The organism is Micromonospora sp. LHW51205 (assembly GCF_003315815.1).
Classification (GTDB): domain Bacteria; phylum Actinomycetota; class Actinomycetes; order Mycobacteriales; family Micromonosporaceae; genus Micromonospora; species Micromonospora chalcea.
In genome coordinates this window covers 16,772-40,188 of record NZ_QMEZ01000010.1, presented here as the reverse complement: position 1 = coordinate 40,188, position 23,417 = coordinate 16,772, and the positions used below count along the sequence as shown (strand labels likewise).

16 protein-coding genes are annotated in these 23,417 nt (G+C 73.9%); 3 read left to right on the top strand and 13 right to left on the bottom strand.

The genetic code is table 11. From position 1 onward, the window contains the following. Nucleotides 1-18 precede the first annotated feature (18 nt). A complete protein-coding gene (locus tag DQE82_RS27260; RefSeq protein WP_113974612.1) occupies nucleotides 19-1,485 on the top strand; it encodes an SDR family oxidoreductase in 1,467 nt (488 codons plus the stop codon). Here DQE82_RS27260 and DQE82_RS27255 read toward each other — a convergent pair. Further along, on the bottom strand, nucleotides 1,482-2,264 hold the full coding sequence (locus DQE82_RS27255; RefSeq protein ID WP_104115783.1) for an SDR family NAD(P)-dependent oxidoreductase: 783 nt from the start codon (nucleotides 2,262-2,264) through the stop codon (nucleotides 1,482-1,484). The two genes, DQE82_RS27260 and DQE82_RS27255, sit on opposite strands and share 4 nt — an antisense overlap. Before the next feature lie 109 nt (nucleotides 2,265-2,373). On the opposite strand from DQE82_RS27255, the gene DQE82_RS27250 reads away from it, so the two are divergent. After that, nucleotides 2,374-3,000 (top strand): TetR/AcrR family transcriptional regulator, encoded by a 627-nt coding sequence (locus tag DQE82_RS27250; protein ID WP_113974611.1) that lies wholly within the window; start codon nucleotides 2,374-2,376, stop codon nucleotides 2,998-3,000. 3 nt (nucleotides 3,001-3,003) lie between these two features. Here the strand turns inward: DQE82_RS27250 and DQE82_RS27245 are convergent, their stop codons facing one another. From DQE82_RS27245 to prmC, 4 genes are all read right to left on the bottom strand, one after another. Continuing rightward, nucleotides 3,004-5,112, bottom strand: a complete 2,109-nt coding sequence (locus DQE82_RS27245; RefSeq protein ID WP_113974610.1) for a transglycosylase domain-containing protein — start codon at nucleotides 5,110-5,112, stop codon at nucleotides 3,004-3,006. Between the two features lie 112 nt (nucleotides 5,113-5,224). Next, nucleotides 5,225-5,836 (bottom strand): phosphotyrosine protein phosphatase, encoded by a 612-nt coding sequence (locus tag DQE82_RS27240; protein WP_043328639.1) that lies wholly within the window; start codon nucleotides 5,834-5,836, stop codon nucleotides 5,225-5,227. Continuing rightward, nucleotides 5,837-6,481 carry an L-threonylcarbamoyladenylate synthase gene (locus DQE82_RS27235; RefSeq protein ID WP_043330966.1) on the bottom strand — a complete coding sequence of 215 codons (645 nt, stop codon included), beginning with the start codon at nucleotides 6,479-6,481 and terminating at the stop codon, nucleotides 5,837-5,839. Then, nucleotides 6,481-7,371, bottom strand: a complete 891-nt coding sequence (gene prmC / locus DQE82_RS27230) for a peptide chain release factor N(5)-glutamine methyltransferase (RefSeq protein WP_043328636.1) — start codon at nucleotides 7,369-7,371, stop codon at nucleotides 6,481-6,483. Before prmC ends, DQE82_RS27235 begins: the two co-directional genes overlap by 1 nt. Nucleotides 7,372-7,501: 130 nt before the next feature. On the opposite strand from prmC, the gene DQE82_RS27225 reads away from it, so the two are divergent. Next, nucleotides 7,502-9,055, top strand: a complete 1,554-nt coding sequence (locus tag DQE82_RS27225) for a diguanylate cyclase (protein ID WP_064447839.1) — start codon at nucleotides 7,502-7,504, stop codon at nucleotides 9,053-9,055. A gap of 66 nt (nucleotides 9,056-9,121) precedes the next feature. On the opposite strand, the gene prfA is transcribed toward DQE82_RS27225, so the two are convergent. The 8 genes from prfA to DQE82_RS27185 all read right to left on the bottom strand — a co-directional run bounded on the left by prfA (nucleotide 9,122) and on the right by DQE82_RS27185 (nucleotide 23,246). Then, on the bottom strand, nucleotides 9,122-10,210 hold the full coding sequence (gene prfA, locus DQE82_RS27220) for a peptide chain release factor 1 (protein WP_043328634.1): 1,089 nt from the start codon (nucleotides 10,208-10,210) through the stop codon (nucleotides 9,122-9,124). Nucleotides 10,211-10,298: 88 nt separating this feature from the next. Next, nucleotides 10,299-10,523, bottom strand: a complete 225-nt coding sequence (gene rpmE, locus DQE82_RS27215) for a 50S ribosomal protein L31 (RefSeq protein WP_030504744.1) — start codon at nucleotides 10,521-10,523, stop codon at nucleotides 10,299-10,301. A 332-nt stretch (nucleotides 10,524-10,855) separates the two neighbouring features. Then, nucleotides 10,856-14,308: a phosphodiester glycosidase family protein gene (locus tag DQE82_RS27210; RefSeq protein ID WP_113974609.1), complete on the bottom strand. Its 3,453-nt coding sequence runs from the start codon at nucleotides 14,306-14,308 to the stop codon at nucleotides 10,856-10,858. Nucleotides 14,309-14,452: 144 nt separating this feature from the next. Then, nucleotides 14,453-16,507, bottom strand: a complete 2,055-nt coding sequence (gene rho / locus DQE82_RS27205) for a transcription termination factor Rho (protein WP_113974608.1) — start codon at nucleotides 16,505-16,507, stop codon at nucleotides 14,453-14,455. 338 nt (nucleotides 16,508-16,845) lie between these two features. Beyond that, on the bottom strand, nucleotides 16,846-17,748 hold the full coding sequence (gene thrB, locus DQE82_RS27200; RefSeq protein ID WP_113974607.1) for a homoserine kinase: 903 nt from the start codon (nucleotides 17,746-17,748) through the stop codon (nucleotides 16,846-16,848). A 64-nt stretch (nucleotides 17,749-17,812) separates the two neighbouring features. Then, the gene (locus DQE82_RS27195; RefSeq protein ID WP_043328629.1) at nucleotides 17,813-19,057 is read right to left on the bottom strand and encodes an MFS transporter; all 1,245 of its coding nucleotides are present in this window, start codon (nucleotides 19,055-19,057) and stop codon (nucleotides 17,813-17,815) included. A 9-nt stretch (nucleotides 19,058-19,066) separates the two neighbouring features. Further along, a complete protein-coding gene (locus DQE82_RS27190) occupies nucleotides 19,067-19,885 on the bottom strand; it encodes a polysaccharide deacetylase family protein (protein ID WP_113974606.1) in 819 nt (272 codons plus the stop codon). Between the two features lie 115 nt (nucleotides 19,886-20,000). Next, complete coding sequence (locus tag DQE82_RS27185; RefSeq protein ID WP_043328625.1) at nucleotides 20,001-23,246, bottom strand: efflux RND transporter permease subunit; 3,246 nt, start codon at nucleotides 23,244-23,246, stop codon at nucleotides 20,001-20,003. Between the last annotated feature and the right edge of the window lie 171 nt (nucleotides 23,247-23,417).

Genomic DNA, 23,417 nt, shown 5'->3' with positions numbered 1-23,417 from the left:
AGCCGCAGACTGGAGGCCGTGAGATGCCTCGTCACCGGCGCGACCGGCTACATCGGCGGGCGCCTGGCGCCCCGGCTGCTGGCCGAGGGGCACACCGTACGCTGCCTGGCCCGCACGGCCGGGCGGCTGCGGGACGTGCCCTGGGCGGCCGACGCGGAGATCGTCGAGGGCGACCTGCGCCGCCCGGAGACGCTGCCGTCCGCGTTCGAGGGCGTGGAGGTCGCGTACTACCTGGTCCACTCGCTCGGCCAGCGCGGCTTCGAGGCGGCCGACCGGGAGGCGGCGACCAACTTCGCCGAGGCGGCGCGCGCCGCCGGCGTACGCCGGATCGTGTACCTCGGCGGGCCGGAGCCGGCGGAGCGTGACGGCCTGCCCTCGGCGCACCTGCGCTCCCGGGCGGAGGTCGCGCGGATCCTGCTGGACAGCGGCGTGCCGACGGCGGTGCTGCGCGCCGCGGTGATCATCGGATCCGGCTCGGCCTCGTTCGAGATGCTGCGGTACCTGACCGAGCGGCTGCCGGCGATGGTCACTCCGCGCTGGGTGCGCAACCGGATCCAGCCGATCGCGGTCCGGGACGTGCTGCGCTACCTGGTCGGCTGCGCGCACCTGCCGGCCGAGGTGAACCGGGCCTTCGACATCGGCGGCCCGGACGTGCTGACCTTCAGCGACATGATGCAGCGCTACGCCCGGGTGGCCGGGCTGCGCCCCCGGGTCATCCTGCCGGTGCGCCCGCTCACCCCGTCGCTGTCCTCGCACTGGGTCGGCCTGATCACGCCGGTGCCGAACGCGATCGCCCGGCCGCTGGTGGAGAGCCTGGTGCACGAGGCGGTGGCGCACGAGCACGACATCGCCGAGTACGTGCCGGACCCGCCCGAGGGGCTGACCGGCTTCGACCAGGCGGTGGCGCTGGCGCTGTCCAAGGTGCGCGACGCGCAGGTGGAGACGCGCTGGTCGAACGCGAGCGGGCCGGACGCGCCGGCCGAGCCGCTGCCGTCGGACCCGCGCTGGTCCGGCGGCACCGCGTACACCGACATGCGGGAGCGGGCGGTGGACGCGCCACCGGAGGCGCTGTGGCGGGTCATCGAGGGCGTCGGCGGCGAGCACGGCTGGTACTCGTTCCCGCTGGCCTGGTCGGTCCGCGGCTGGATGGACCGGCTGGTCGGCGGCGTCGGGCTGCGCCGGGGGCGGCGCGACCCGCACCGCCTCCAGGTCGGTGAGGCGCTGGACTTCTGGCGGGTCGAGGAGATCGTCCCGGGCGAGCTGCTGCGGCTGCGCGCCGAGATGCGGCTGCCCGGCCGGGCGTGGCTGGAGATGCGCGCCGAACCGGACGGTAACGGCGGCAGCAGGTACGTGCAGCGTGCCGTGTTCCTCCCGCGCGGGCTGCCCGGCCACCTCTACTGGGCCTCGGTGGCGCCGTTCCACGCCGTCGTGTTCGGCGGCATGGCCCGCAACATCGCCAAGGGCGCCGAACACCCGGCCGGTTAGGCGGGAGAGTCGCCCCGCAGTGCGGGGCCGAGGAGCAGTCCCCCGTCGATGACGTACTCGGCGCCGGTGATGAAGGCCGCGTCCGGCGACGTGAGGAACAACAGCAGCGCGGTGATGTCGGCGGGCTGCCCGAGTCGCGGGACGGCGAACGGCTCCGGCGAGTAGAAGTCGGCGATCGGGGCGTCGCTGCCGGCCGCCGGCTCGGTGATGAACGGGGTCTCGATCACGCCGGGGTGGATCGCGTTGACGCGGATGTTGTCGCGGCCCAGCTCCAGGGCGGCGGTCCGGGTGAGCCCACGCACCGCCCACTTACCGGCGACGTAGGGCGCGTAGAGGGCGGTACCACCCATGCCCATGGTGGAGCCGATGTTGACGATCGCTCCTCCCCCCGCGCGACGCAGCGCCGGGGCGGCCGCCTTGATGCCGAGGAAAGTGCCGGTGAGGTTGACGTCGAGGATACGAGCCCAGGTGGCCCGGTCGGTGGACTCGATGAGGGCCGGCGGGTTCTGCACCCCGGCGTTGTTGACCAGGATCGTGAGCGCGCCGAATGCCTTCTCGGTCTCCGCGACGGCGGCGACCCACGACTCCTCCCGGGAGACGTCCAGGCGGACGAACCGCGCCCGGTGTCCCAGCTCGGCGGCGAGGCCGGCGCCCCGCTCGGCGTCGATGGCGCCGATGACGACGTTGGCGCCCTCGGCGTGCAGGGCGCGAACGTGGCTGGCCCCCTGCCCACCGGTGCCGCCGGTGACGAGAACTGTCTGATTGGCGAAGCGGGACATCGGATCCTCCGGTGACGCGAGACGGATGGCGAGTCGGGCGACTCACCATGCCGACGCTACGCCCTGGGCGAATGGTGAGTCAACCCACTCGCCTCGCTATGATGGCCGCATGACCCCAGCGCCGTCGGCCTATCACCAGCGTGTGGCGGAGGAGAAGCGCGCGCTGATCGTGCAGGCCGCCACCGAGCTCTTCCTGGAGTTGGGCTACGACCGGGCCTCACTGGCGCGTGTGGCCGCCAGTGCCGGCGTGTCGAAGGCGACGCTGTTCAAGCAGTTTCCGACGAAGGCGGCTCTGTTCGACGCCATCGTCATCGACTCCTGGGCCCGCAACGAGGTCGCCGACGTGCCGCCTGCCGGTGACCTGACGGCCGGATTGACGGTCCTCGGACGGCACTACGCGACGCTGTTGAACCGGCCGGAGATGACCGACCTGTTCCGCATCGTGATCGCCGAGCTGCCACGCTTTCCCGAGCTGGCCAGAGCACATTTCGCGCAGGGCAAGCTGCCGTACTTCGAGTCCGTCCGGATCTACCTCTCGGCCGAGCACGACGCGGGAGCCGCGGACGTCGCCGACCCGGAGATGGCCGCCACGCACTTCCTCGGGATGATCTCCAATTACCTGCTCTGGCCGCGCCTGGTCCTCCCGGACTGGACGGTCACCCCGGACCGCACGACAGCGGTCGTCGACGAAGCCGTCCGAACCATGGTCGCGCGATACGGCAGGCCGGCGAGCTGACCCTCAGTTGCCGGTGCGCGGGCTGGTGTGCTGGAAGGCGACCGCCTGGCCCGGCGGGACGAAGTCGCGTACCGGCTCGTCGCGCAACGCCCACGCGAGGATGCGGCCCACCGCGGCGATCTGCCGCTTCTGCACGCCGCCGCCGACCGCGTCCCGGGGGTCGTCCGGGTTCGCCGCGATCGTCGCCACCGAGAGCTGCGGCGTGAACGCGACGACCGTCTCCGTGGCGTTCCGCTCCGAGCTGCCGGTCTTGCCGGCCACCGGGCGGCGCAGGCCCGGAGCCAGCTCCTCGGCCGTGCCGCCGTCGCAACGCCGGTACATCGACTGGTCGCCGACCGGGCAGCGGCTGGCGTCGGCCGCCGCGCGGGCGACCTCGGTGTCGAGCACCTGCCGGCAGTCGGTGTTCCCGGCGGGGATCTTCCGGCCGGACGGGTCGGCGATCGAGGTGACCGGCGTGGGCCGGCACCAGGTGCCCTCGGCGGCCACCGCGGCGTACGCGCCGGCCAGGTCGAGCGGCGTGGTGGCGGAGACGCCGAGCGTGAACGGGCCCCAGCTCTTCGCGCCGTCGTGGGCCATCTTCGCGTCGGCCGGAGCGCGGAACACGATGCCCAGCCGCTGGGCCATCTCGACCACCCGGTCCGCGCCGACCCGCTCGGTGAGCCAGGCGAAGTACGTGTTCACCGACCGGCCGAACGCGTCCCACATGTCCCGGTCGCCGTCCATCCAGTAGGTGTTGGCGTTCGCCGGGCACCACCGGCCGCCGCAGCTCGCCGGGCCGGCGCCGACCGGGTACTGCGTGACGTAGACGCGCGGCGCGTCGAACACCGTGTCCAGCGGCAGCCCGGACTCCAACGCGGCCAGCAGGGCGAACAGCTTGAACGTCGAGCCCGCCTGGTAGCCGGTGATGCCGCCACCGCCGGCCACCAGCTGGTTGACCGTGTTCGGGTAGTTCTGCTGACCGTCCGGGTTCGCGGCCACGCCGTACGTGCGGTTCACCGCCATCGCCAGCACCCGCCCGGTGCCCGGTTGCACCACGGCGGTCGGCGCGGCGCGCGCGATCGTCTCCGGGTAGATCTCCCGCACCTGCTCGCTCGCCTTGGCCTGCACGTCCGGGTCGAGCGAGGACACGATCGACCAGCCACCGCGGCGCAGCGTGCGCTGCCGCTCGTCCACCGTCTCGCCGAACGCCGGCTGGGCGTTCCACCACTGGGTGAACCAGTCGCAGAAGAAGCCCCAGTCGTTGTGGTCGGCGGGCACCGCGGCGCAGTCGTTCGGGGTGGTGTTGGGCGCCAGCGCCAGCTCCGCCGCCTTCGCCGCCTCGGCGTCGGCCGCGCTCGCACGGCCGGTCTCCACCATCCGGTCCAGCACGTACGCCCGCCGTTGCCGCGCCGAGTCGGCGTCGCCATTGATCGGGTCGTCCGCCGGGGACCGGACCAGCCCGGCGAGCAGCGCGGCCTGGGCCAGCGTGAGCCGGTCCGGTGTGGTGGAGAAGTAGCGCTTGCTGGCGGCGGCGATGCCGTACGCCCCGGCGCCGAAGTACGCGATGTTCAGGTAGCGCCCGAGGATCTCGTCCTTGCCGATCTGCCGTTCCAGCGTCAGCGCGTACCGCATCTCGCGGATCTTGCGCCCGACGGTGATCTCGGTGGCGGCGGCGCGCTGCTCCTCGGTCAGCCGGGGGTCCCCGGCCAGCGCGTTGCGCACGTACTGCATGGTCAGCGTGGAGGCGCCCTGGCGGGTGCCCTCGCGGCGGTTGGCGGTGAACGCCCGCGCGACGCCGCGCACGTCGACGCCGTGGTGCTCGTAGAAGCGCACGTCCTCGGCGGCCACGATGGCGTCGCGCATCACCGGCGCCACCTCGGCGACCGGCACGTCCACCCGGTCCTCGACGTAGAACGAGGTGATGAGCGTCCGCCCGTCGTTGGCGTACAGGTTGGACCGCTGTGCCGGCTGCGGCGTCTTGAGCGCTTCCGGCAGCGCGGTGTACGGCATCAGGTTCTTCAGGCCCAGCCCGAAGACCAGCGCGGCCGGCAGCGCCGCGACGGCCAGGACCAGCCCGGCGAGCACGCCGGCGAGCACAACGGTGAACAGTTTGTCGAGATAGGCCCGGTTCATCAGCTCTCCCCGCAGGAGCCGGCCGTACGGACCAGTTCAGAATGACCCGAATGTTCGCTTTAGCCGACACCTTCCGAGAAAGGCGCAGAAAGTTCGCGAGGAAGGATGAATCTCAGGGCAACAACGCGGCAGCCAGCGGCTGCACCGTCTCCTCGATCTCGTCCGCGACCCGGCTGAAGCACTGGTCGCCCCGGCCCCACGGATCGTCCAGATCGTCGGTGGGCAGCGCGGAGGCGTTCTGCCGGGCCGCGTCGACAGCCGCCACGAGCGCGACGCCGCGCGCGTACACGGCGTCCGGCGTGGGCTCGGCCGGCGGCAGCGCGGCGCGGTCCAGCCCGCCGAGCAGACGGCCGAACTCACCCAGCACGAACGTGCGCGCGGCGGCGTCCGGCCGCAGCGCCACCACGTACTCCTGCTGGTCGGCGGTGGCGGTGAGCACCAGGTCGGCGGCGTCGATCAGGTCCGAGCGCAGCCGCCGGGCGGCGAACCCCTCGGTGTCGCCGCCGCGCGAGAGCACCTGGCGGGCCGCGGGCGGGTTCATCTCCTCGCCCGCGTGCCAGCCGCCGGTGCCGGCGCTGTGGCTGTGCACGAGCGCGTCCGAACCGGCCGGGTCGACGCCGAGGCGGGCCAGCCGCTCCCGGACCGCGAGCAGCAGCAGCCGCTCGGCCATCGGCGACCGGCAGATGTTGCCCATGCAGACGTGCAGGACGGTGAAGGGCGGCACTCAGATCCCCCGCTCGTCGAGGATGCCCGGCACGACCTCCCGCAGCTTCGCCAGCGTCACCGCGCCCTCACGCAGCACCCGCGGCACCTCGCCGGTCAGGTCGACGATCGTGCTCGGCACCGGGTCCACCGCCGGCCCGGCCTCCAGGTAGGCCCGCACGCCGTAGCCGAGCTGGTCGCGCGCCTCCTCGGCGGTGAGCGCGGCCGGCTGGCCGACCTTGTTGGCCGACGCGACGGCCATCGGCCCGGTCTCCCGCAGCACCTCCAGCGCCACCGGGTGCAGCGGCATCCGCACCGCCACCGTCCCGCTGGTGTCGCCCAGGTCCCAGGCCAGGCTCGGCGAGTGCTCCACGACGATGGTCAGCGCGCCCGGCCAGAACGCCTCGACCAGGTCGCGGGCCGCGCCGGGCAGCGAGAACACCAGGCCGTCGAGCGTGTGCCGGGAGCCGATGAGCACCGGGGGCGCCTGCCGGGCGCCGCCCTTGGTGTCCGCCAGGGCCTTCACCGCGTACGGCGTGAACGCGTCCGCCCCGATGCCGTAGACCGTGTCGGTCGGCAGGACGACGAGTTCCCCGTTCTTGACCGCCTCGATGGCAGCGGCGATGCCGCGGTCCCGGTCGGCGGGCGACCGACAGTCGTAGAGCATCACGAGGAGTCAGTCTGCCACGCCCGGGCGGTCTCGGCGTGGGTGCCGTCCGCCCGCCGGGACGCGCTCGCCCAGCGGGGCCGCCCGGCCAGGTCCCGGTGCTCCTCGACGCGGTCGTAGCGGCCGTCGCCGCGCAGCAGCGCGGGCACCGCCGCCGCGTGCGTGTCGTCGTGCTCGATCCCGATCGCGCCGCCCGGGCGCAGCAGCTCGGCGGCCCGGCGCACCACCGGGCGGATCACGTCCAGCCCGTCCGCGCCGCCGAACACCGCCTCGTCCGGGTCGTGCCCGGCCACCTCCGGCGGCACCGCCACCGACCTCGGCACGTACGGCGGGTTGCACAGCAGCACGTCGACCCGCCCGGCCAGGCCGGCCAGCAGCTCCGGACCGGTCACGTCGGCGGCCACCACCTCGACCGGCCGGTCCCCGGCGGCAGCCCGGTCGGCCGCGTTGCGCCGCAGCCAGGCCAGCGCGGCCGGGGACCGTTCCACAGCCACCACCCGGGCCGCGGGCACCTCCTGCGCCACCGCCAGGGCGATCGCGCCGGAGCCGCTGCACAGGTCGACCACGAGCGGCGCGGCGTGCTCCCGGGCCCGCTCGATCCCCCACCCGGCCAGCAGCTCGGTCTCCGGCCGGGGCACGAACACGCCCGGCCCGACCGCCAGCTCCAGGTGCCGGAAACCGGCCGAGCCGAGCAGGTGCTGCAACGGCTCCCGGGTCACCCGCCGCCCGACCAGGGCGTCCAGGCGGTCACGCTGCGCCGGGGTGAAGCCGTCGGCCAGCGCCAGCCGGCCGCGTGGCACGTCCAGGACGTACGCGGCCAGCTGCTCGGCCTCGGCGCGGGGCGCCTCGACGCCCGCCGCGGCGAGCGCGCGCGCCACCCGGTTGATCACCAGCGAGGCGCGTTCGCGTTCTGTCCCTTCGGACGGGTGTTGCGGGAGTGCGGTCACGCAATAATCATGAGGCGTCGCGGCTCACCTCACGAGCGGGTGCGTCCGGGCGCACACCGCAGGGAGGTCGCGAGTGGGCTGGCTCGACCAGGTCGAGGACCAGGTTGACGCTCTCCGACGCGCACGGTCACTGCAGGAGGCCAGCCGGTCCGCGGAGGCGTGCGTCCTGCTCGACCGCGTCATCCGCACCACCGGCGACCCGTACGCCCGCGCCGACGCGCTCGTGCAGCGCCTGTCCGCGCTGATCAACCTCGGCCGGACCGCCGAGTTCACCCGGGCCGTCGAGGACGCCTCCGCCGCGGTACGCGACCTCGCCGAGCCCTACCTGCACGGGCACCTCAACGCGCTCGCCGCGCTCGCCGCCCACCACCAGGGCGCGCTGGACCGGTGCGTGATGCACCTGGTCCGGGCCGCCCGCGCGCTGGGCGCCGACGACACGCCGGACCGGGACACCGCGTGGGGCTGGCACGACCTCGCGATGGCGTACTCGTACCTGAGCTTCCACGGCCACGCGCTGGGCGCGATCGAGCGGGCCCGCGAGGTGGGGCTCAGCGCCGGCATCCCGGAGGAGACGTTCGCCGCGCCGGGGATCCGGCTGCGCAACGCGGTGGCGCTGGACCACAACGGCGACAGCGACGGCTGCCTGCGGGTGCTCCGCGACGTCGCCGGTGACCTGGCCCGCTTCCTGCGCGGCGGGCGGGCCGGCAACCTGCGCCCCAGCAGCCTCGCCGCGTACGGCTACGCGGCCGCCCGGCGGGCCGCGCTCGGCGACCGGGTGGAGTCCGCCGGAGACGCCGACCCGAAACGGCTGCTCGGCCACGGCGGCGACAGCGCCCGCGCCCGCGACCTGCGCCAGCTCGGTCAGGTCTGCCTGGCCGTCGCCGCCAACCGCCCGATCGAGGCGGTCACCCGGCTGGACGCGCTCCAGGTCTCCGACGAGACGCTCGGCGCGGCCGAGGCACCCCGGCTGCGCAGCGTCGCGCTGGCCCGGGCCGGCGACCACGCGGGCGCGCACCGGGCCGACCGGCACGCGTTCCGACTGGCCGCGCGGCGCAGCGACCGGCTGCGGGACGTCTACATCGACGGCATCGCCGCCCGGATCGACCACGAGGAGATGCGCCGCGAGGCGGCCCGGTACGAGGGCGAGGCGCTCACCGACCCGCTCACCGGCCTGCCCAACCGGCGCCGGCTGGAGCGCTACCTGGGGGCCGTGGTGTCCCGGGGCGAGCGCGTGGTGATCGGCGTCTGCGACCTCGACGGGTTCAAGGCGGTGAACACCCGCCACGGCCACCACTCCGGCGACCTGGTGCTGCAACGGGTCGCCGGGGTGATCAACCGGGTGATGCGGCGGGGCGACTTCGTGGCCCGCTACGGCGGCGACGAGTTCGTCGTGGTGCTGCCCGACACCGTCATGCCGGAGGCGGTCGAGGTGGCCCGGCGGATCGAGGCCGCCGTCCGCACCGAGGACTGGGAGTCCCTGGTCCCGGGCACCCCGGTCGGGGTGACGATCGGTTTCGCCGAGGTCGACGGCAGCACCACTGTCAGCGTCCGGGAGGCGCTCGGCACCGCGTTCGAGCTGGCCGACCGGGAGATGCTGCGCGCCAAGGCGCGACCACGCGCGAGCTGAGCGGTAAGGAAGGGCCCCCTGTTAACGCCTCCGGTAGAGGAAGGGCCCCCTGTTAACACCCAGCGGTCAGCGGCGGGACAGCTCCGTCTCGCCGGCCAGGCGGGCCGCGCGGTCCGCCTCGGCCAGCGCGTCGAGCACCCCGTCCAGCTCGCCGGCCAGCGCCAGGTCCAGGTTGTACGCGGTGTAGCCGATGCGGTGGTCGGTGATCCGGTTCTGCGGGAAGTTGTAGGTGCGGATCCGCTCGGACCGGTCCACGGTGCGGACCTGCGCCTTGCGGGCGTCCGACGCCGCCGCGTCGGCCTGCTCCTGGGCCGCGGCGAGCAGCCGGGCCCGCAGGATGCGCATGGCCTGCTCGCGGTTCTGCAGCTGCGACTTCTCGTTCTGGCAGGACACCACGATGCCGGTCGGCACGTGGGTGATCCGTACCGCCGAGTCGGTGGTGTTCACCGACTGCCCGCCGGGGCCGGACGAGCGGAACACGTCGATGCGCAGCTCGTTCGGGTCGATGGTGACGTCGACGTCCTCCGCCTCGGGCAGCACCAGCACGCCGGCGGCGCTGGTGTGGATCCGGCCCTGCGACTCGGTGACCGGGACGCGCTGCACCCGGTGCACGCCGCCCTCCCACTTGAGCCGGGACCAGACCCCGTTGCCGCCCTCCGGCACGCCCTTGCTCTTGATCGCCAGCGACACGTCCTTGACGCCGCCGAGGTCGGAGTCCTGGGCGTCGATCACCTCGGTGACCCAGCCGTGCCGCTCGGCGTACCTGGTGTACATCCGCAGCAGGTCCCCCGCGAACAGCGCCGACTCCTCGCCGCCCTCGCCGGCCTTGATCTCGACGATCACGTCCTTGGCGTCGTGCGGGTCGCGCGGGATGAGCAGTTCCGCGAGCCGTTCCTCGAGCGCCGGCAGGGAGCTGGCGATGGCCTCCGCCTCGGTGGCGAACGTCGGGTCCTCGGCGGCCAGCTCGCGCGCGGCGGCCAGGTCGGCGCGGGCCTGCTCCAGTTCGCCGGCCGCCTTGTGCAGCGGGACCAGTTCGGCGTACCGGCGGCCGACCCGCCGGGCGGTGCCCTGGTCGGCGTGGATGGCCGGGTCGGCCAGCCGCCGCTCCAGCTCGGCGTACTCGTCGAGGAGGGCGGCCAGGCGCTCACTGCTCATGCTGCGGATGCTCCTTGGGGTGAAAACCGGCACAAACGGACGAACGCCCGCGCCCGGCAGGAGCCGGACACGGGCGTCGTCGACGGAGCTACTTGGCCTTCTTGCCCTGAACCTTGGCGTACTTCTGCTGGAACTTCGCGACCCGGCCGGCGGTGTCCAGCACGCGCTGCTTACCGGTGTAGAACGGGTGGCAGGCGCTGCAGGTCTCGACGCTGATGGCGCCGCCCTTGGCGGTGCTGCGGGTCGTGAAGGTGTTGCCGCAGGAGCAGCGGACCTCGGTGGTCACGTACTCCGGGTGGATGTTGGGCTTCATGTCGCCTCGGTCCTTTCGTCGGTGGTCGCCGGGTCGCCGTCGATGCTCCCCGTCGTCCGCGACGGGCTCGGGCGTGAACCGGAACCGGTGGCCGATTGACCAGTCTGCCACGGGCGTCTTCCACCCGGCACAGGAGGTCCGCCACCCGCAACGCCCGCCCACACTCCCGCATTCCCACCCCCACGCCCCCCACCCTGCTGATCATGAACTTGGCGGCAATTCCTGTCGCTTTTGTCCAGGTCAACTTCATGATCAACGGAGCGGAGCGGCGGAGCGAGGCGGGGGCCGGGGGCGGGGCTCCTCCCCCAGGATGAGGAGCCCCGGCCTCCGGGTCAGGCGGCGGGGGCGCGGACCGCTGCGGCCGTGGTGACAGTCGTCTCGGCCTTCACGCCGTTGACGGTCACCGCCAGCAGCACCTGCGCCCCCGGGCGCAGCGCGGTCAGCCGGCCGGTGGCCGGGTCGAACCGGGCCACGTGCCACGGCCGTACGCCCGTCGCGCCGCCGATGTGCAGGTTCGGCGAACCGGACCAGTCGGCGCTGACCGGCGCCGCCACCGGCACCTGCCGGCCGCTGGGCTGGGTGAGCGTGGCCGTGACGTCCACCGGCGAACCCTGGCGCACCTGCGCGGGCGCGGTCAGCGCGAGCCGGTCGACGTGGGCGTGCATCTCCGCGCTCACCCACGTCGGGCCCTCGGCCAGCGGGTCACGGCGGGCCCGCTCGGCCTCCCCCGGCGTCACCGGGTCCACCCCGAACTCGGTCCAGCCGGTGAACCCGCCGAGCGCGGCCGGGGTGGACGGGTCCTTGCCCGAGTTGCCGTTGATCACGTACGGCACGCCGTCCACCCGGTCGGCGTGGAACGTGCCGACGTGCCCGTTGACCATCAGCGCGCCCTTGCCGGTGCGGTGCTGGAAGTCGGCCAGCCACTGCTCGACCAGCGCCGCCTCCTTACGGTCGCCGAGCTGGCTGGCCTTGGCCGGGCTCGGGTCGCGCGGCGGGTGGTGGAACAGCACCGCCACCGAGCCCACCGAGCGGTCGCCGGCGGCCTGGTCGAGCGTCCGGCGCAGCAGCTCCACCTGGTCGAACCCGCCGCCGCGCAGCGAGCCGGTGGCCGTGCTGAGTGTGAGGAACCGGGTGCCCCGGTGGTCGAAGACGCGCGAGGTGTCCCCGAAGACGCTGCGGAAGTTGTCGATCGGCGCGCCCATGATCTCGTGGTTGCCGGGCACGTAGTGATAGGGCACCTCGCCGCCGAGCTCCTCGTCCAGGATGCGCTTGGCCAGCGCGAAGTCGGCCGGGTAGGCGGTGTCCACGAAGTCGCCGTTGATGATCAGGAAGTCCGGCCGGGCGGCGCGGACCTCGCGCAGCGTACGGCGGGCCTGGGCGACCAGGTCGCTGTCCGGGTTCGCGGCGACGAACTGGGCGTCGGAGAGCACCGCGAAGCGCCAGGGCGCCCCGTCCACTGTGCCGTCGCGCAGCACCACCCGGTCGGTGCGGTTCGGCTCGGGCGGCGCCTGCACGTCCGGCGGTACCCGGGCCACCAGGTCGTCGATCACGACCTCGCTGCGGTACTGCTTGGCCGGGTCGGTCTCGGCCACGTAGAACCGGCGCACCCGCACCGGGTACTGCACGCCCGGCGGTACGGCGAACTCGACGTAGCGCCAGCCGGTCCAGTCCAGGTACGGGCCGCGCAGCACGAACTGGGTGTCCTGCGCGTCGTGCAGGTGCAGGCTGGGCCACTCGCCGGCGCCGTTGGCCTTGATCCACATGCCGAACGCCTGCGGCTGGCCCGGTACGTCGATCCACGCGGGCGGGTCGGCGTACGCGGCCCGGGTGCCGGTGGACTGGCTGAAGTCGTACGACATCCGCAGCCCGCCCCCGGTGTGCCCCTCGGCCGGTGCGACCGACCCGGAGGCGCGGGCCTGGCTGAACTTCCAGGACGCCGCGTCGTCGAACCCGGCCACCGGCACGTCGGTGAGCCCGACGGTCACCGGCAGGACCGTGCTGTGGTTGCCCACCCGTGCGGTGACCAGCGCCGAGCCGGTCGCGGCGAGCGCTTTGACGGACAGGTTGCCGTCGGCGGTGGGGGTGACGGAGAGCAGGTCCCTGTCGTACTCCAGCTTCAGGTCGGCCGGCTCGATCGGCGCGGTGTTGCCCTCGGCGTCGTAGCCGACCACGCCGAACAGGCCGCTGTCACCGGCGCGGTCCAGGCCGACCCGGTCGACGGTGCCGTCGATCCGCTGCAGCGGGCCGAGCACCGTCAGCTCGATGGTGCCGCGGGCCCGGCCGCGGGCGGCGGTGACGGTGCTGCGGCCGGGGACGGCGGCCCGGAACACGCCGTCGCCGTCGACCCGTCCGTGGGTGGCGTGCCAGCGCGGCTCGCCGGCGGCCGGGCCGTACGTCTCGTCGTATCCGGCGGCGGTGAGCCGGCGGGTGAGGCCGGGGAAGACCCGGTCCGGCCGGCCGCCGCGCACCGGTGCGACGCCCGGCGCGGCGGTCGGGTCGCTGGCGGTCTCCAGCCAGTAGCCGGTGAGCCGGCCGCTGCCCTTCGGGGCGTAGACGGCGAGCCCGTTCGGTACCGGCCGCTCGCTGCCGTCGGACGGGCTGTTCTCCACCTGGACCGTGGCCGCGCCCGGCTCCCGGGCGAGCAGCGTGGAGGAGCCGCCGCCGTCGAGGTTGAGCGCGTTCGCGGCGCCCAGCTCGGCCATCATGCGGCCCATCTCGGTCTGCGTGACGCCCCGGCTGTCCACCTGCCGGCCGTCCACAGTCATCATGATCATCTTGCGTCCGTCGGCGGAGAAACCGACAGCTGTGCGCGGGGCCAGCGACGCGTCGGCGATGTCCTGCACCACGCCGTCGCGGACCAGCACGTTGCCGCCGCCCACGGCGGCGCGCAGGTCACCGCCGTCGGAGGCCCGGGGCCGCCAGGTCAGGTCCACCGCGTCGCCGGGACGCAGCGCGGCGAGCGCGTCGGCGCCGGCCTCGCGGCCGAGCAGCACGGTGCTGCCGGCCGGGATCGGCCCCTCGCCCGCCGTGGTGGCCACGCTCGCCACCCGGCCGCCGGTCACCGTCACCTCGACCGTCCGGGCCGCGCCCTCCACGGCCCGCTTGCGGGTGTACGAGCCCCAGAGCGGCGTGAACACGCCCACGCCGTCGCGCTGCACCATGTTGTTGAACTGGGTCAGCGGCACCGGCCCGGTGGGCAGCGTCGCGGCGCCCTCGAAGCCGACCTCGACCACCCGGCCGATGCCCTGGGCGCTGATCCCGACGGCGTTGGGGTGCCCGGCGATCGGCGACTGCACCAGCTCGCCGGAGCGGATGCCGACGCCCTGGGCGGCGCCGGAGTTGTTGATGTCGAAGAAGTCTCCGTTGACCGCCGCGACCGCGCGGGACCGGTCCACCGCGGCGCGCAGCGGCTCGTCCCTGGTCACCTCGCCGGAGTTCACGTAGTCCACCGTCAGCCCGCCGCCCAGGTCGGCGGTGAGCGCGTCGGCGCGCAGCCAGCCGGCCGCGTCGTACCTGTCGAAGGAGGTCAGGCTCAGGCCGGGCGCGACCGGCCGGGTGCTCTTGGCGGTCTCCAGGCCGCCGGCCGGCTCCACACCGGCGAGCGCGACGGCGGGGTCGGGGCGGGACGAGGCGCGTGGCGCGTCCTCGGCGGCGGTGGCGGCCGGCGGCGCGACGGGCGACGGCCCGGCGGCCGTCGCGGCGGACGGCGTCGGCGCGGTGATGGTCAGCAACGGCGTCAGCAGCAGGACGCCGGCGAGACGGGCGGGTCGACTGCGGGTTCGCATGGACGACAGTCAACCCGACGATGAACAGAAGTTTCAATACCTAGCGACTGAACCGTAGGAAAACTTCACCATCGGCGGTGCCTGATACGCGACGAGGGGCACGGCCGCGTACGGCCGTGCCCCTCGTTCGTCGGATCCGTCAGCTCACTCGCCCGGAGTGGACTTCGCGATCTGCATCAGGAACTCGATGTTGGTGCGGGACTGCTTGAGCCGGTCCAGCAGGAGGTCGAGCGCCGCCTGCGAGTCCAGCGAGTGCAGCACCTTGCGGAGCTTGTGGATGATCGCCAGCTCCTCCGGCGCGAGCAGGACCTCCTCCTTGCGGGTGCCGGAGGGGTTGATGTCGATCGCCGGGAAGACACGCTTGTCGGCGATCTTCCGGTCCAGCTTCAGCTCGGCGTTACCCGTGCCCTTGAACTCCTCGAAGATGACCGTGTCCGCCATGGACCCGGTCTCCACCAGCGCGGTGGCGAGAATGGTCAGCGAGCCACCGTTCTCGATGTTGCGCGCCGCGCCGAGGAAGCGCTTGGGCGGGTAGAGCGCGGTGGAGTCGATACCACCCGACATGATCCGGCCGCTGGCCGGCGCCGCCAGGTTGTACGACCGCCCGAGCCGGGTCACCGAGTCGAGCAGCACGACCACGTCGTGCCCCAGCTCGACCAGGCGCTTGGCCCGCTCGATCGCCAGCTCCGCCACCGTGGTGTGGTCCTGCGGCGGACGGTCGAATGTGGCCGCGATGACCTCGCCCTTCACCGAGCGCTGCATGTCGGTGACCTCTTCGGGCCGCTCGTCGACCAGCACCACCATCAGGTGGCACTCCGGGTTGTTGCGGGTGATCGCGTTCGCGATCGCCTGCAGCACCATCGTCTTGCCAGCCTTCGGCGGCGACACGATGAGCGCCCGCTGGCCCTTGCCGATCGGCATGACCAGGTCGATCACCCGGGTGGTGAGGATGTGCGGCTCGGTCTCCAGCCGCAGGCGCTCCTGCGGGTAGAGCGGGGTGAGCTTGTAGAACTCCGGCCGGCGCTTCGCCTCGTCCGGCTCCATCCCGTTGATGGTGTCCAGCCGGACCAGCGGGTTGTACTTGTCGCGCCGCTGCTCGCCGTCCCGCGCGGCCCGCACGGCGCCGGTGATCGCGTCACCGCGGCGCAGGCCGTACTTCTTGATCTGGGACATCGAGACGTACACGTCGTTCGGGCCGGCCAGGTAGCCGGTGGTCCGGACGAAGGCGTAGTTGTCGAGCACGTCGATGATGCCGGCGACCGGGACGAGCACGTCGTCCTCGCCGACCTGCGGCTCGCGGCCGCCACCGCTGTCGCCCTCGCCCCGCTCGCCGCGGCCGCGACGACGGTCCCGGAACCGGCTGCGCCGGCCCCGCCGGCCGCCGCCCTCGCCGTCGTCGTCGCCGTCGTTGTCCCGCTCGGCGCGCTGACCACGGTCGTTGCGGTCGCCCCGGTCGTTCCGGTCGCCCCGGTCGTTCCGGTCGCCCCGGTCGTTGCGCTCGGCGCGCTCGCCCCGGTCGGCACGCTCGTTACGGTCGCCCCGCTCGGCCCGGTCACCCCGGTCGTTGCGGTCGCCCCGGTCGTTGCGGTCGCCGCGCTCGGCCCGGTCGCCACGCTCGGCCCGGTCGCCGCCACGCTCGGCACGCTCGCCGCCGCGCTCACGGCCCCGGCCCTCGTTGCGCTCACCGCGCTCGGCACGGTCGGTCCGCTCGCCGGTCTCGGCGGGCGCCTCCTCGGCGCGCGGCGTCTCGGCCGGCCGCGCCTCGGTCGCCGGCGTCTCGGCCGGGCGGGCCTCGGTGGTCGCGGCCGCAGTCCGGCTGCGGCGACCACGGGTACGGCCCTCGGTCGCCTCGGCGGCGGGCGCCTGCTCGGCGGGGCGCGCCTCGGCCCGCTCCTCACGGACCTCCGCGTGCACCTCCTCACGGGCGGGAGCAGCAGCCGCGGCCGCTACCTCGGCGCGCGGTCGAGGGGTTCCGGCGGCGGCGCCGCCCTGCTGCCGCTCGGTGATGGCACTGATCAGCTCGCCCTTGCGCATGCGGGCCGTACCAGAGATGCCGAGCGACGCGGCCAGGCTCTGGAGCTCCGGCAGCAGCATGGCCGACAGGCCGGTGCCGCTCCGGCGGCGGCGCGTGGGGGCGGCGGTGGTGGCATCGCCAGCGACGTTGGAAACATCCGACGTCACGTCGGTGGTGTCGCTCAATGGATTCCTTCCCTCGATAGGCCGGAGCTGCCCGGAGTCGTGGAGCCAGGTGGCCGGGCGGCCTCGGTGCACCCGCCTCGCATGGACGCGTCGCGGGAGTCTGTGACACAGCAGCCGGTGGTTTCCCGACTCACCACCATCGGTGAGCAGGTCTCGCCGCCTGCGGCGACCTGTGGAAACTGCGGTGCGGCGTGGGCCTTGGGCAGGGGTGACGGGCTGACCGCCGAGAGCTTCGGGGGTGCGCCGAACCGCAGGAAGATCGCATGCTTCGCGGCTGTGCTAGGTCTAGAGCGTAATCAACTCTTCCGACCTGCGGCAACAGGGCCCCGCTCGGCGTGTCAAAGTCTACCCCGGATGACCCGGGCACCGCTGCCATCTATCGGCAACTCCCACCGGCGCCAATCTGTTCCCGGCTCAAATCCCACCGGGACCTGGGAAAGCGCCAGCACCGTCGGCCCCGCCCCACTGACCACAGCCGCCACACCAGCCGCACGCAGCGCGCCGACGAGCGCCGCGGTGGCGGGCATCCCGGGCGCCCGCTGCTCCTGGTGCAGCCGGTCGACGGTGGCCGGCAGCAGCAGCGCCGGATCGGTGGTCAGCGCGTGCACCAGCAGGGCCGCCCGGCCCGCGTTGAGCGCCGCGTCGGCGTGCGGCACGGTGGCCGGCAGGGCGGCCCGGGCCACCGAGGTCAGGCCCCGCTCGGCGGGTACGAAGACGGTCGGGCGCACGGCCGGCGCCACCGGCAGCGACACCGCCCGCGCGCCGCCCGGCTCCGTCCAGGCGATCGTGAAGCCCCCGAGCAGGCAGGGCGCGACATTGTCCGGATGCCCCTCCAACTCGGCGGCCAACCGCAGCGCGGCGTCGTCGTCCATCCGCTGCTCGCCGTCTGCAACCAGGGCGCGGGCCGCCAGCACCCCGGCCACGATCGCGGCCGAGGACGAGCCGAGCCCACGCGCCTGGGGAATGCGGTTCTCGCACTCCAGCGCCAGGCCGGCCGGCTGCGCGCCGAGCACGTCGAAGGTGGCCCGCATGGCGGTCACGATCAGGTGCCGCTCGTCCGCCGGCAGCTCACCGGCACCCTCGCCGGTGACCGCCACTCGCACGCCGCCGCCGGTCACCTCGGCCGTGACGTCGTCGTGGCGGCCCAGCGCCAGGCCGAGCGCGTCGAAGCCGGGGCCCAGGTTGGCGCTGGTCGCGGGCACCCGGACCCGGACCGGGCCGGGGAGGAAGGTCGTCGGCACCGGCTCATGCTAGGACGTCACCCCGACAGCCCGGCCGGACCGCCCGGAGCGTGGGACCGGCGTGTCAGCCGGTGCGCTCCGGGGTCGGCGCGTCGACCGGGTCGGTGAGCGAGAGCCGCCGGGTGGCGAACCGCCAGCCGAGCGCGTAGACGACGGTGGCCAGGCCGCAACCGACCAGCACGGTGCGCTCGTCCACCCGGTCCACCACGAGCGCCACAACCAGCTGGCTCACCGCGATGGCGAGCGTGGCCAGCATCATGTCGGTGGCGAAGACCCGGCCGCGCAGCCGGTCCGGCACCTCGCCCTGCAACGCGTAGTTGGACAGCACCCAGTTGCTGCCGCCGCCCAGGTGGGCCAGGAAGACCAGGACCAGCACCAGCGGGAACCAGGACACCACCGACGCGCCCAGATAGGCCAGGCCGTACAGCGACATGGACAGCGCCAGACCGGTGAGCAGCCAGGCCCGGTTGCTGAGCACCCGGCGCATCAGGATCGGACCGACCAGGGCCCCGGCGCCCCGGGCGGCGAAGAGCAGGCCCGCCCCGACCGGGCCGACGCCGTACACGCCGGCGAGCAGCGGGAAGACGGTCAGCACGCCGTTGCCCAGGCCGACCGCCGACTTCACGGTGACCAGCGCGAGCACGCGCGGACGCTGGACGATGTAGCGCAGCGCCTCCCGGATCGCCGCCCACGTGCGCGGCACGGCCGCCGCCGGGTCGCGCGGCGCCTGCAGGGGCCGGCGGATCAGCGCGGCCAGGCCGAACGCGGCGAGCAGGCCCGCGGCGGCCACCCAGAAGCTGGCGTACGGGCCGTACGCGGCGCTCAGGATGCCGCCGAGTGAAGCGCCGACCACTGTCATGGTGCCCCAGGCCGAGCCGGCGACCGCGTTCGCCGCCGCCAGGTCCGCCGGGTCGACCACGTTGGGCAGCGCGGCCTGGGCGGCCGGCGAATAGAAGGCCTTCGCCACCGCCACCAGCGCGATCGCCGCCAGCGCCAGCCAGGCCGTGCCGGCGCCGCGCACACCGAGCAGCAGCAGGACACCGGCCAGGGCCGCGATGTTCGCCGCCATCATCACCTTGCGGCGGTCGAACCGGTCGGCCACGGTCCCGGCGTACGGCAGCAGCAACGCGGTGGTGCCGGTGTCCACGGCCAGCACCAGCGCGCCCCACACCCCGCTGCCGGTCAGCTCCGGCAGCAGCACCAGCAGCGGCACCATGACGAACCAGTCCGCGCCGAACACGACCAGCTCGGCGATGAACAGATGGCGGAAGTCGCGGTTGCGGACGAGGACGGAGAGGGTGGGCGACACGCGGGCACCCTATCGGGCCGCTCCCCCACCGGCAGCTCGGCGCAGCAGGTCGGAGACCGTGACGAAGGTGTATCCCCGGGCCCGCAACCCGTCGATCATGTCGGGCAGGCCGCGGAGCGCGACCAGCCGCCGGTCGTCGCCCACGTCGTGCCCGAGCACGATCGTGCCGGGGCGCACGTCGGCCACGATCCGCCGGGCGTGCCCGGCCGGGTCGTGCGGGAACTCGCTCTCGACCATCTGCAGCGTCCACAGCACCAGCCGGTAGTCCAGCCGGGCCGAGGCGTACAGCACCGCGCCGCCCAGATGTCCCCAGGGCGGGCGGAGCAGTCGCGGGGACGATCCGGTGGCCGTGGTGATCGCATCGTGGCTGCGGCGCAGGTCGTCGTAGACCGTCGCGGCGTCCATCCGGGCCAGGTCGCGGTGCGCCCAGCTGTGGTTGCCGACCTCGTGGCCGTCCATCCGGTCCCGGACCAGCGGGGCGTGCCGGCGCGCCCGCTCACCGACCAGGAAGAAGGTGGCCGGCACCCGGTGCTCGGCCAGCGTGTCCAGCACCATCGGGGTCCACTGTGGGCGGGGGCCGTCGTCGAAGGTGAGCGCCACCAGGGGTTCGTCGGTGCGTACGCCCCAGACGACCTGGACCCCGCCGCGACCGACGTCCTGGTGGCGGTTGCCGAGCGTGGCGCTGGCCGGGCCGCCCGCCAGCGGGAGGCGGCGGTCGGCCACCCAGGTGCTCTCCACGGTGGCGGCGGAGCCGAGCGCGGCGCCGCCCAACAGCAGCGCGGACCGGCGCAGCACGGTACGTCGATTCCACTGGCCCGCGACCCCCATCGCGCCCCCGCACCGAAAGTAGGCATCAGCTCACCGAGCGTACCGCCGGATGCGCTTCTGGTGTGTCCCGTGCGTCGAGGTGTCGGGAGGGGCCGCGCGGGCCCCTCCCGACCCGTCACTCGGTGGGGGGAAGCGGGGAACGGCGGCTCTTGGGCAGGCGGAGCACCTCGAACTGGTCCGTACCGTCGATCAGCGCGCCCGACGGGCGGGCCGGTGGCGGCGCGACCTGAGCCCGCTCCTCGACGCGCTCCTCGCCGCCGCCGACCGGCACCGGCACCGGATCGGCCGCCGGCTCCGGCTCGACCGGCGCCGCCGCGCCCCGGCGCCGGGCCCGGAACGAGCCCTTGGTGTGCTCCACCATCGTGTAGAGCGTCGGCACCAGCACCAGCGTCAACAACGTCGAGCTGAGCAGGCCGCCGATCACCACGATCGCCAGCGGCTTGGAGATGAAGCCGCCCTCACCGGTCAGGCCGAGCGCCATCGGCAGCAACGCGAAGATCGTCGCGACGGCTGTCATCAGGATCGGCCGCAGCCGGCGCCGGCCGCCCTCCACCACGGCCTCGGTCACATCCATGCCCTGCGCCCGGTACTGGTTGATCAGATCCAGCAGCACGATCGCGTTCGTCACCACGATGCCGACGAGCATGAGCACGCCGATCAGCGCCGGCACGCCCAGCGGCGTCCCGGTGACCAGCAGCAGCCCGATCGCCCCGGTCGCCGCGAACGGCACCGAGATCAGCAGGATCAGCGCCTGGGTGAGGCTGCGGAACGTGGCCACCATGATCAGGAAGACGATCGCGATGGCGGCCAGCACCGCGAGCCCGAGGTCCGCGAACGCGTCCGCCTGGTCGGCGCTGACGCCGCCGATCTCGTACGTGGCGCCCGGCACGTCCAGCGCGTCCAGCCGCTTCTGCAGCTCCTGCGTGGTGGCGCCGAGGTTCGAGCCGGTCGCCGTGCCGGTGACCGAGACGCTGCGCTCGCCGTCGATCCGGGTCACCTGCTGCGGGCCCTCGACCTGGTTGACGTCCGCGATCGCGTCCAGCGGCACCGCGCCGACCGGCAGCGCCCGCAGCTCCGCCACGGTCAGCGGCGGCCGGGCACCGCTGCTCAGGACCACGGTCTGAGCCGTGCCGTCGAGCGTGACCTGGCCCAGCGGCGCACCCCGGTACACCTGCGCGACGAGCTGCCCGACGGCCGCCTCGGTGAGCCCGGCGCGGGCCGCGGCGACCCGGTCCACAGTCACCTCGACGCGGGGCACCCGCGTGGCCAGGCTGCTGGTGACGTCCTCCACGCCCGGCGTGTCGGCCATCGCGGCACGTACCGCCTCGGCCGCCCGGGTCAGCGTCTCCTGGTCGGCGGCCTGCACCACCACCTCGACCTGGTTGGCCGAGGCGTTCTGCCCGCCGCCGAACGTCAGCTCGCCCACCTCCGGGCCGAGCGCGTCGAACTCCTTGCGCAGGCCCTGGCGTACCGTCGCGGCGTCGGTGTCGTCGGAGAGCGACAGCGACCAGGTGGCCCGGTCGCTGCCGCCGCCGGCGAACGGGTTGTCGCCACCACCGGCGCTGACCTGGTAGGTCTCCACCCCGGGGGTACGCCGCAGCACCTCCTCGATCCGCGCGGCGGCCCGGTCGGTGCCGGCGAGCGAGGTGCCGGCCGGCATCTCCTGCCGGATGGCGAGCGTGTCCTGGCCCGAGTCGTCCAGGAAGTTCGTCTCCAGCTTCTGTGCCAGCCCGAACGTGCCCAGGAGCACCAGCAGGCCCAGGCCGACGGTCGCCCACCGGGTCTTCCGGGAGCGGGTGGCGAAGTCGATCACCGGCAGGTACGCCCGCTGCAGCGGGTTGCGCAGCTCCTTCTCCTCGGCCTCCCGCCGGGCCGCGGCGTCGTCGGCGCCGCCGCGCGGCCGCAGGAACCAGTACGCCAGCACCGGGATGACAGTGAGCGACACCAGCAGCGAGGCGAGCAGCGCCACCGTCACGGTGATCGCGAACGGGGCGAAGAGCTGCCCGACGAAGCCGCCCACCAGGGCGATCGGCGCGAACACGGCGACAGTGGTGAGCGTGGACGCGGTCACCGCGCCGGCCACCTCGCGGACCGCGGTGAGAATCGCGTCCCGCTTCGGCTCGCCGTACTCCAGGTGCCGTTTGATGTTCTCCAGCACCACGATGGAGTCGTCCACCACCCGGCCCACCGCGATGGTCAGCGCGCCCAGGGTGAGCAGGTTGAGCGAGTAGTCGCCGGACCAGAGCACGATCAGCGCGACCAGCACCGACAGCGGGATGGACACCGCGGTGACCACCGTGGAACGCACCGACAGCAGGAACACCAGGATCACCACGACCGCCATGACCAGGCCCAGCAGGCCCTCGGTGGTCAGGCTCTCGATGGACTTCTCGACGAACGGGGCCTGGTCGAAGACCACTGTCAGCTCGGCGCCCGCGGCGTCACCCAGCTCGTCCAGCCGGTCCCGGATCTCGTGCGAGATCTCCACCGCGTTGCCGTCCGGAGCGGCCGTCACCGCGATGCCCAGGCTGGGCTTGCCGTTGGTACGGGTCAACGAGGTCGCCGGGGCGAGCTGCTGCTCCACCGCTGCGACGTCGCCGAGGCGTACCGGGGCGGCGGGCGCCGTGGTGAGCACGATGCCGCGCAGGTCGTCGAGCGTACGGATCGGCGTGCCCACCTGCACCGGCAGCGACCGGTCGCCGTCGGCGAGCGCGCCCGCCGGCACCGCCACACCGTTGCTCTTGAGCGCCGACGCGATGGCGGTCGGCGCCACCCGGGCGGCGGCGAGCTTCGCCGGGTCCGGCGTGATCGTCACGATCTGGTCCCGGGCGCCGGTGACGTCCACCGACCGGACCCCGTCCAGCGCCTCCAGCTCCGGCACGACGGCGGTACGCAGCTTCTCGGCCAGCGCCCGCTCGTCGCCGTCACCGGTCGCGGCGACCACCACGGCGGGCAGGTCGTCGGTGCTGCCGGCGATCACCTGCGGGTCGACGCCCTCGGGCAACTGGGCATCGATCCGGTTGAGCGCGGTCTCCATCTTGTTGACCACGTCGTCCAGGTCGGTGCCGAACTCGTACTGCACCTGGACCGTGGCCGAGCCCTCGCGCGAGGTCGAGGTGACCGTCTCCAGGCCCGGGATGCCCTTGAGGCTGTTCTCGATCGGCTCGGCGACCTGGGCTTCGACGATCTCCGGCGCGGCACCCGGGTACGTCGCCACGATGAACGCGGCGGGAAACTCCAGCGACGGCAGGAGCTGCTGCTTCAGCGACGGCACGGCGAACAGCCCGAACGCCGTCGTCACCAACGCGACGAGGGCGATCAGGCCCCGGTTGGCGAGACTGAATCTGGCGAGCAGCGACATCGGCGTTACTCACTCCTGAAGAGGGGGTTTGCGGGGCCCTGAGTCTGCCGCACGGCCCGACACTCCCGGCATCCGCCCCAGCCGATGACATCGCCGTGCTTGAGGGTCGCCCGCACCCGCCTTGATCGACTCCACTTCGCCGAGGTGGTTGCGTCCCACCCACCCCGATCC

Bases quoted from the DNA above. Each gene is read 5' to 3' on its own strand.
- DQE82_RS27255 (WP_104115783.1), bottom strand. From the start codon at position 2,264: ATGTCCCGCTTCGCCAATCAGACAGTTCTCGTCACCGGCGGCACCGGT.
- DQE82_RS27250 (WP_113974611.1), top strand. From the start codon at position 2,374: ATGACCCCAGCGCCGTCGGCCTATCACCAGCGTGTGGCGGAGGAGAAG.
- DQE82_RS27245 (WP_113974610.1), bottom strand. From the start codon at position 5,112: ATGAACCGGGCCTATCTCGACAAACTGTTCACCGTTGTGCTCGCCGGC.
- DQE82_RS27235 (WP_043330966.1), bottom strand. From the start codon at position 6,481: ATGCTCTACGACTGTCGGTCGCCCGCCGACCGGGACCGCGGCATCGCC.
- prfA (WP_043328634.1), bottom strand. From the start codon at position 10,210: ATGAGCAGTGAGCGCCTGGCCGCCCTCCTCGACGAGTACGCCGAGCTG.
- rpmE (WP_030504744.1), bottom strand. From the start codon at position 10,523: ATGAAGCCCAACATCCACCCGGAGTACGTGACCACCGAGGTCCGCTGC.
- DQE82_RS27210 (WP_113974609.1), bottom strand. From the start codon at position 14,308: ATGCGAACCCGCAGTCGACCCGCCCGTCTCGCCGGCGTCCTGCTGCTG.
- DQE82_RS27190 (WP_113974606.1), bottom strand. From the start codon at position 19,885: ATGGGGGTCGCGGGCCAGTGGAATCGACGTACCGTGCTGCGCCGGTCC.
- DQE82_RS27185 (WP_043328625.1), bottom strand. From the start codon at position 23,246: ATGTCGCTGCTCGCCAGATTCAGTCTCGCCAACCGGGGCCTGATCGCC.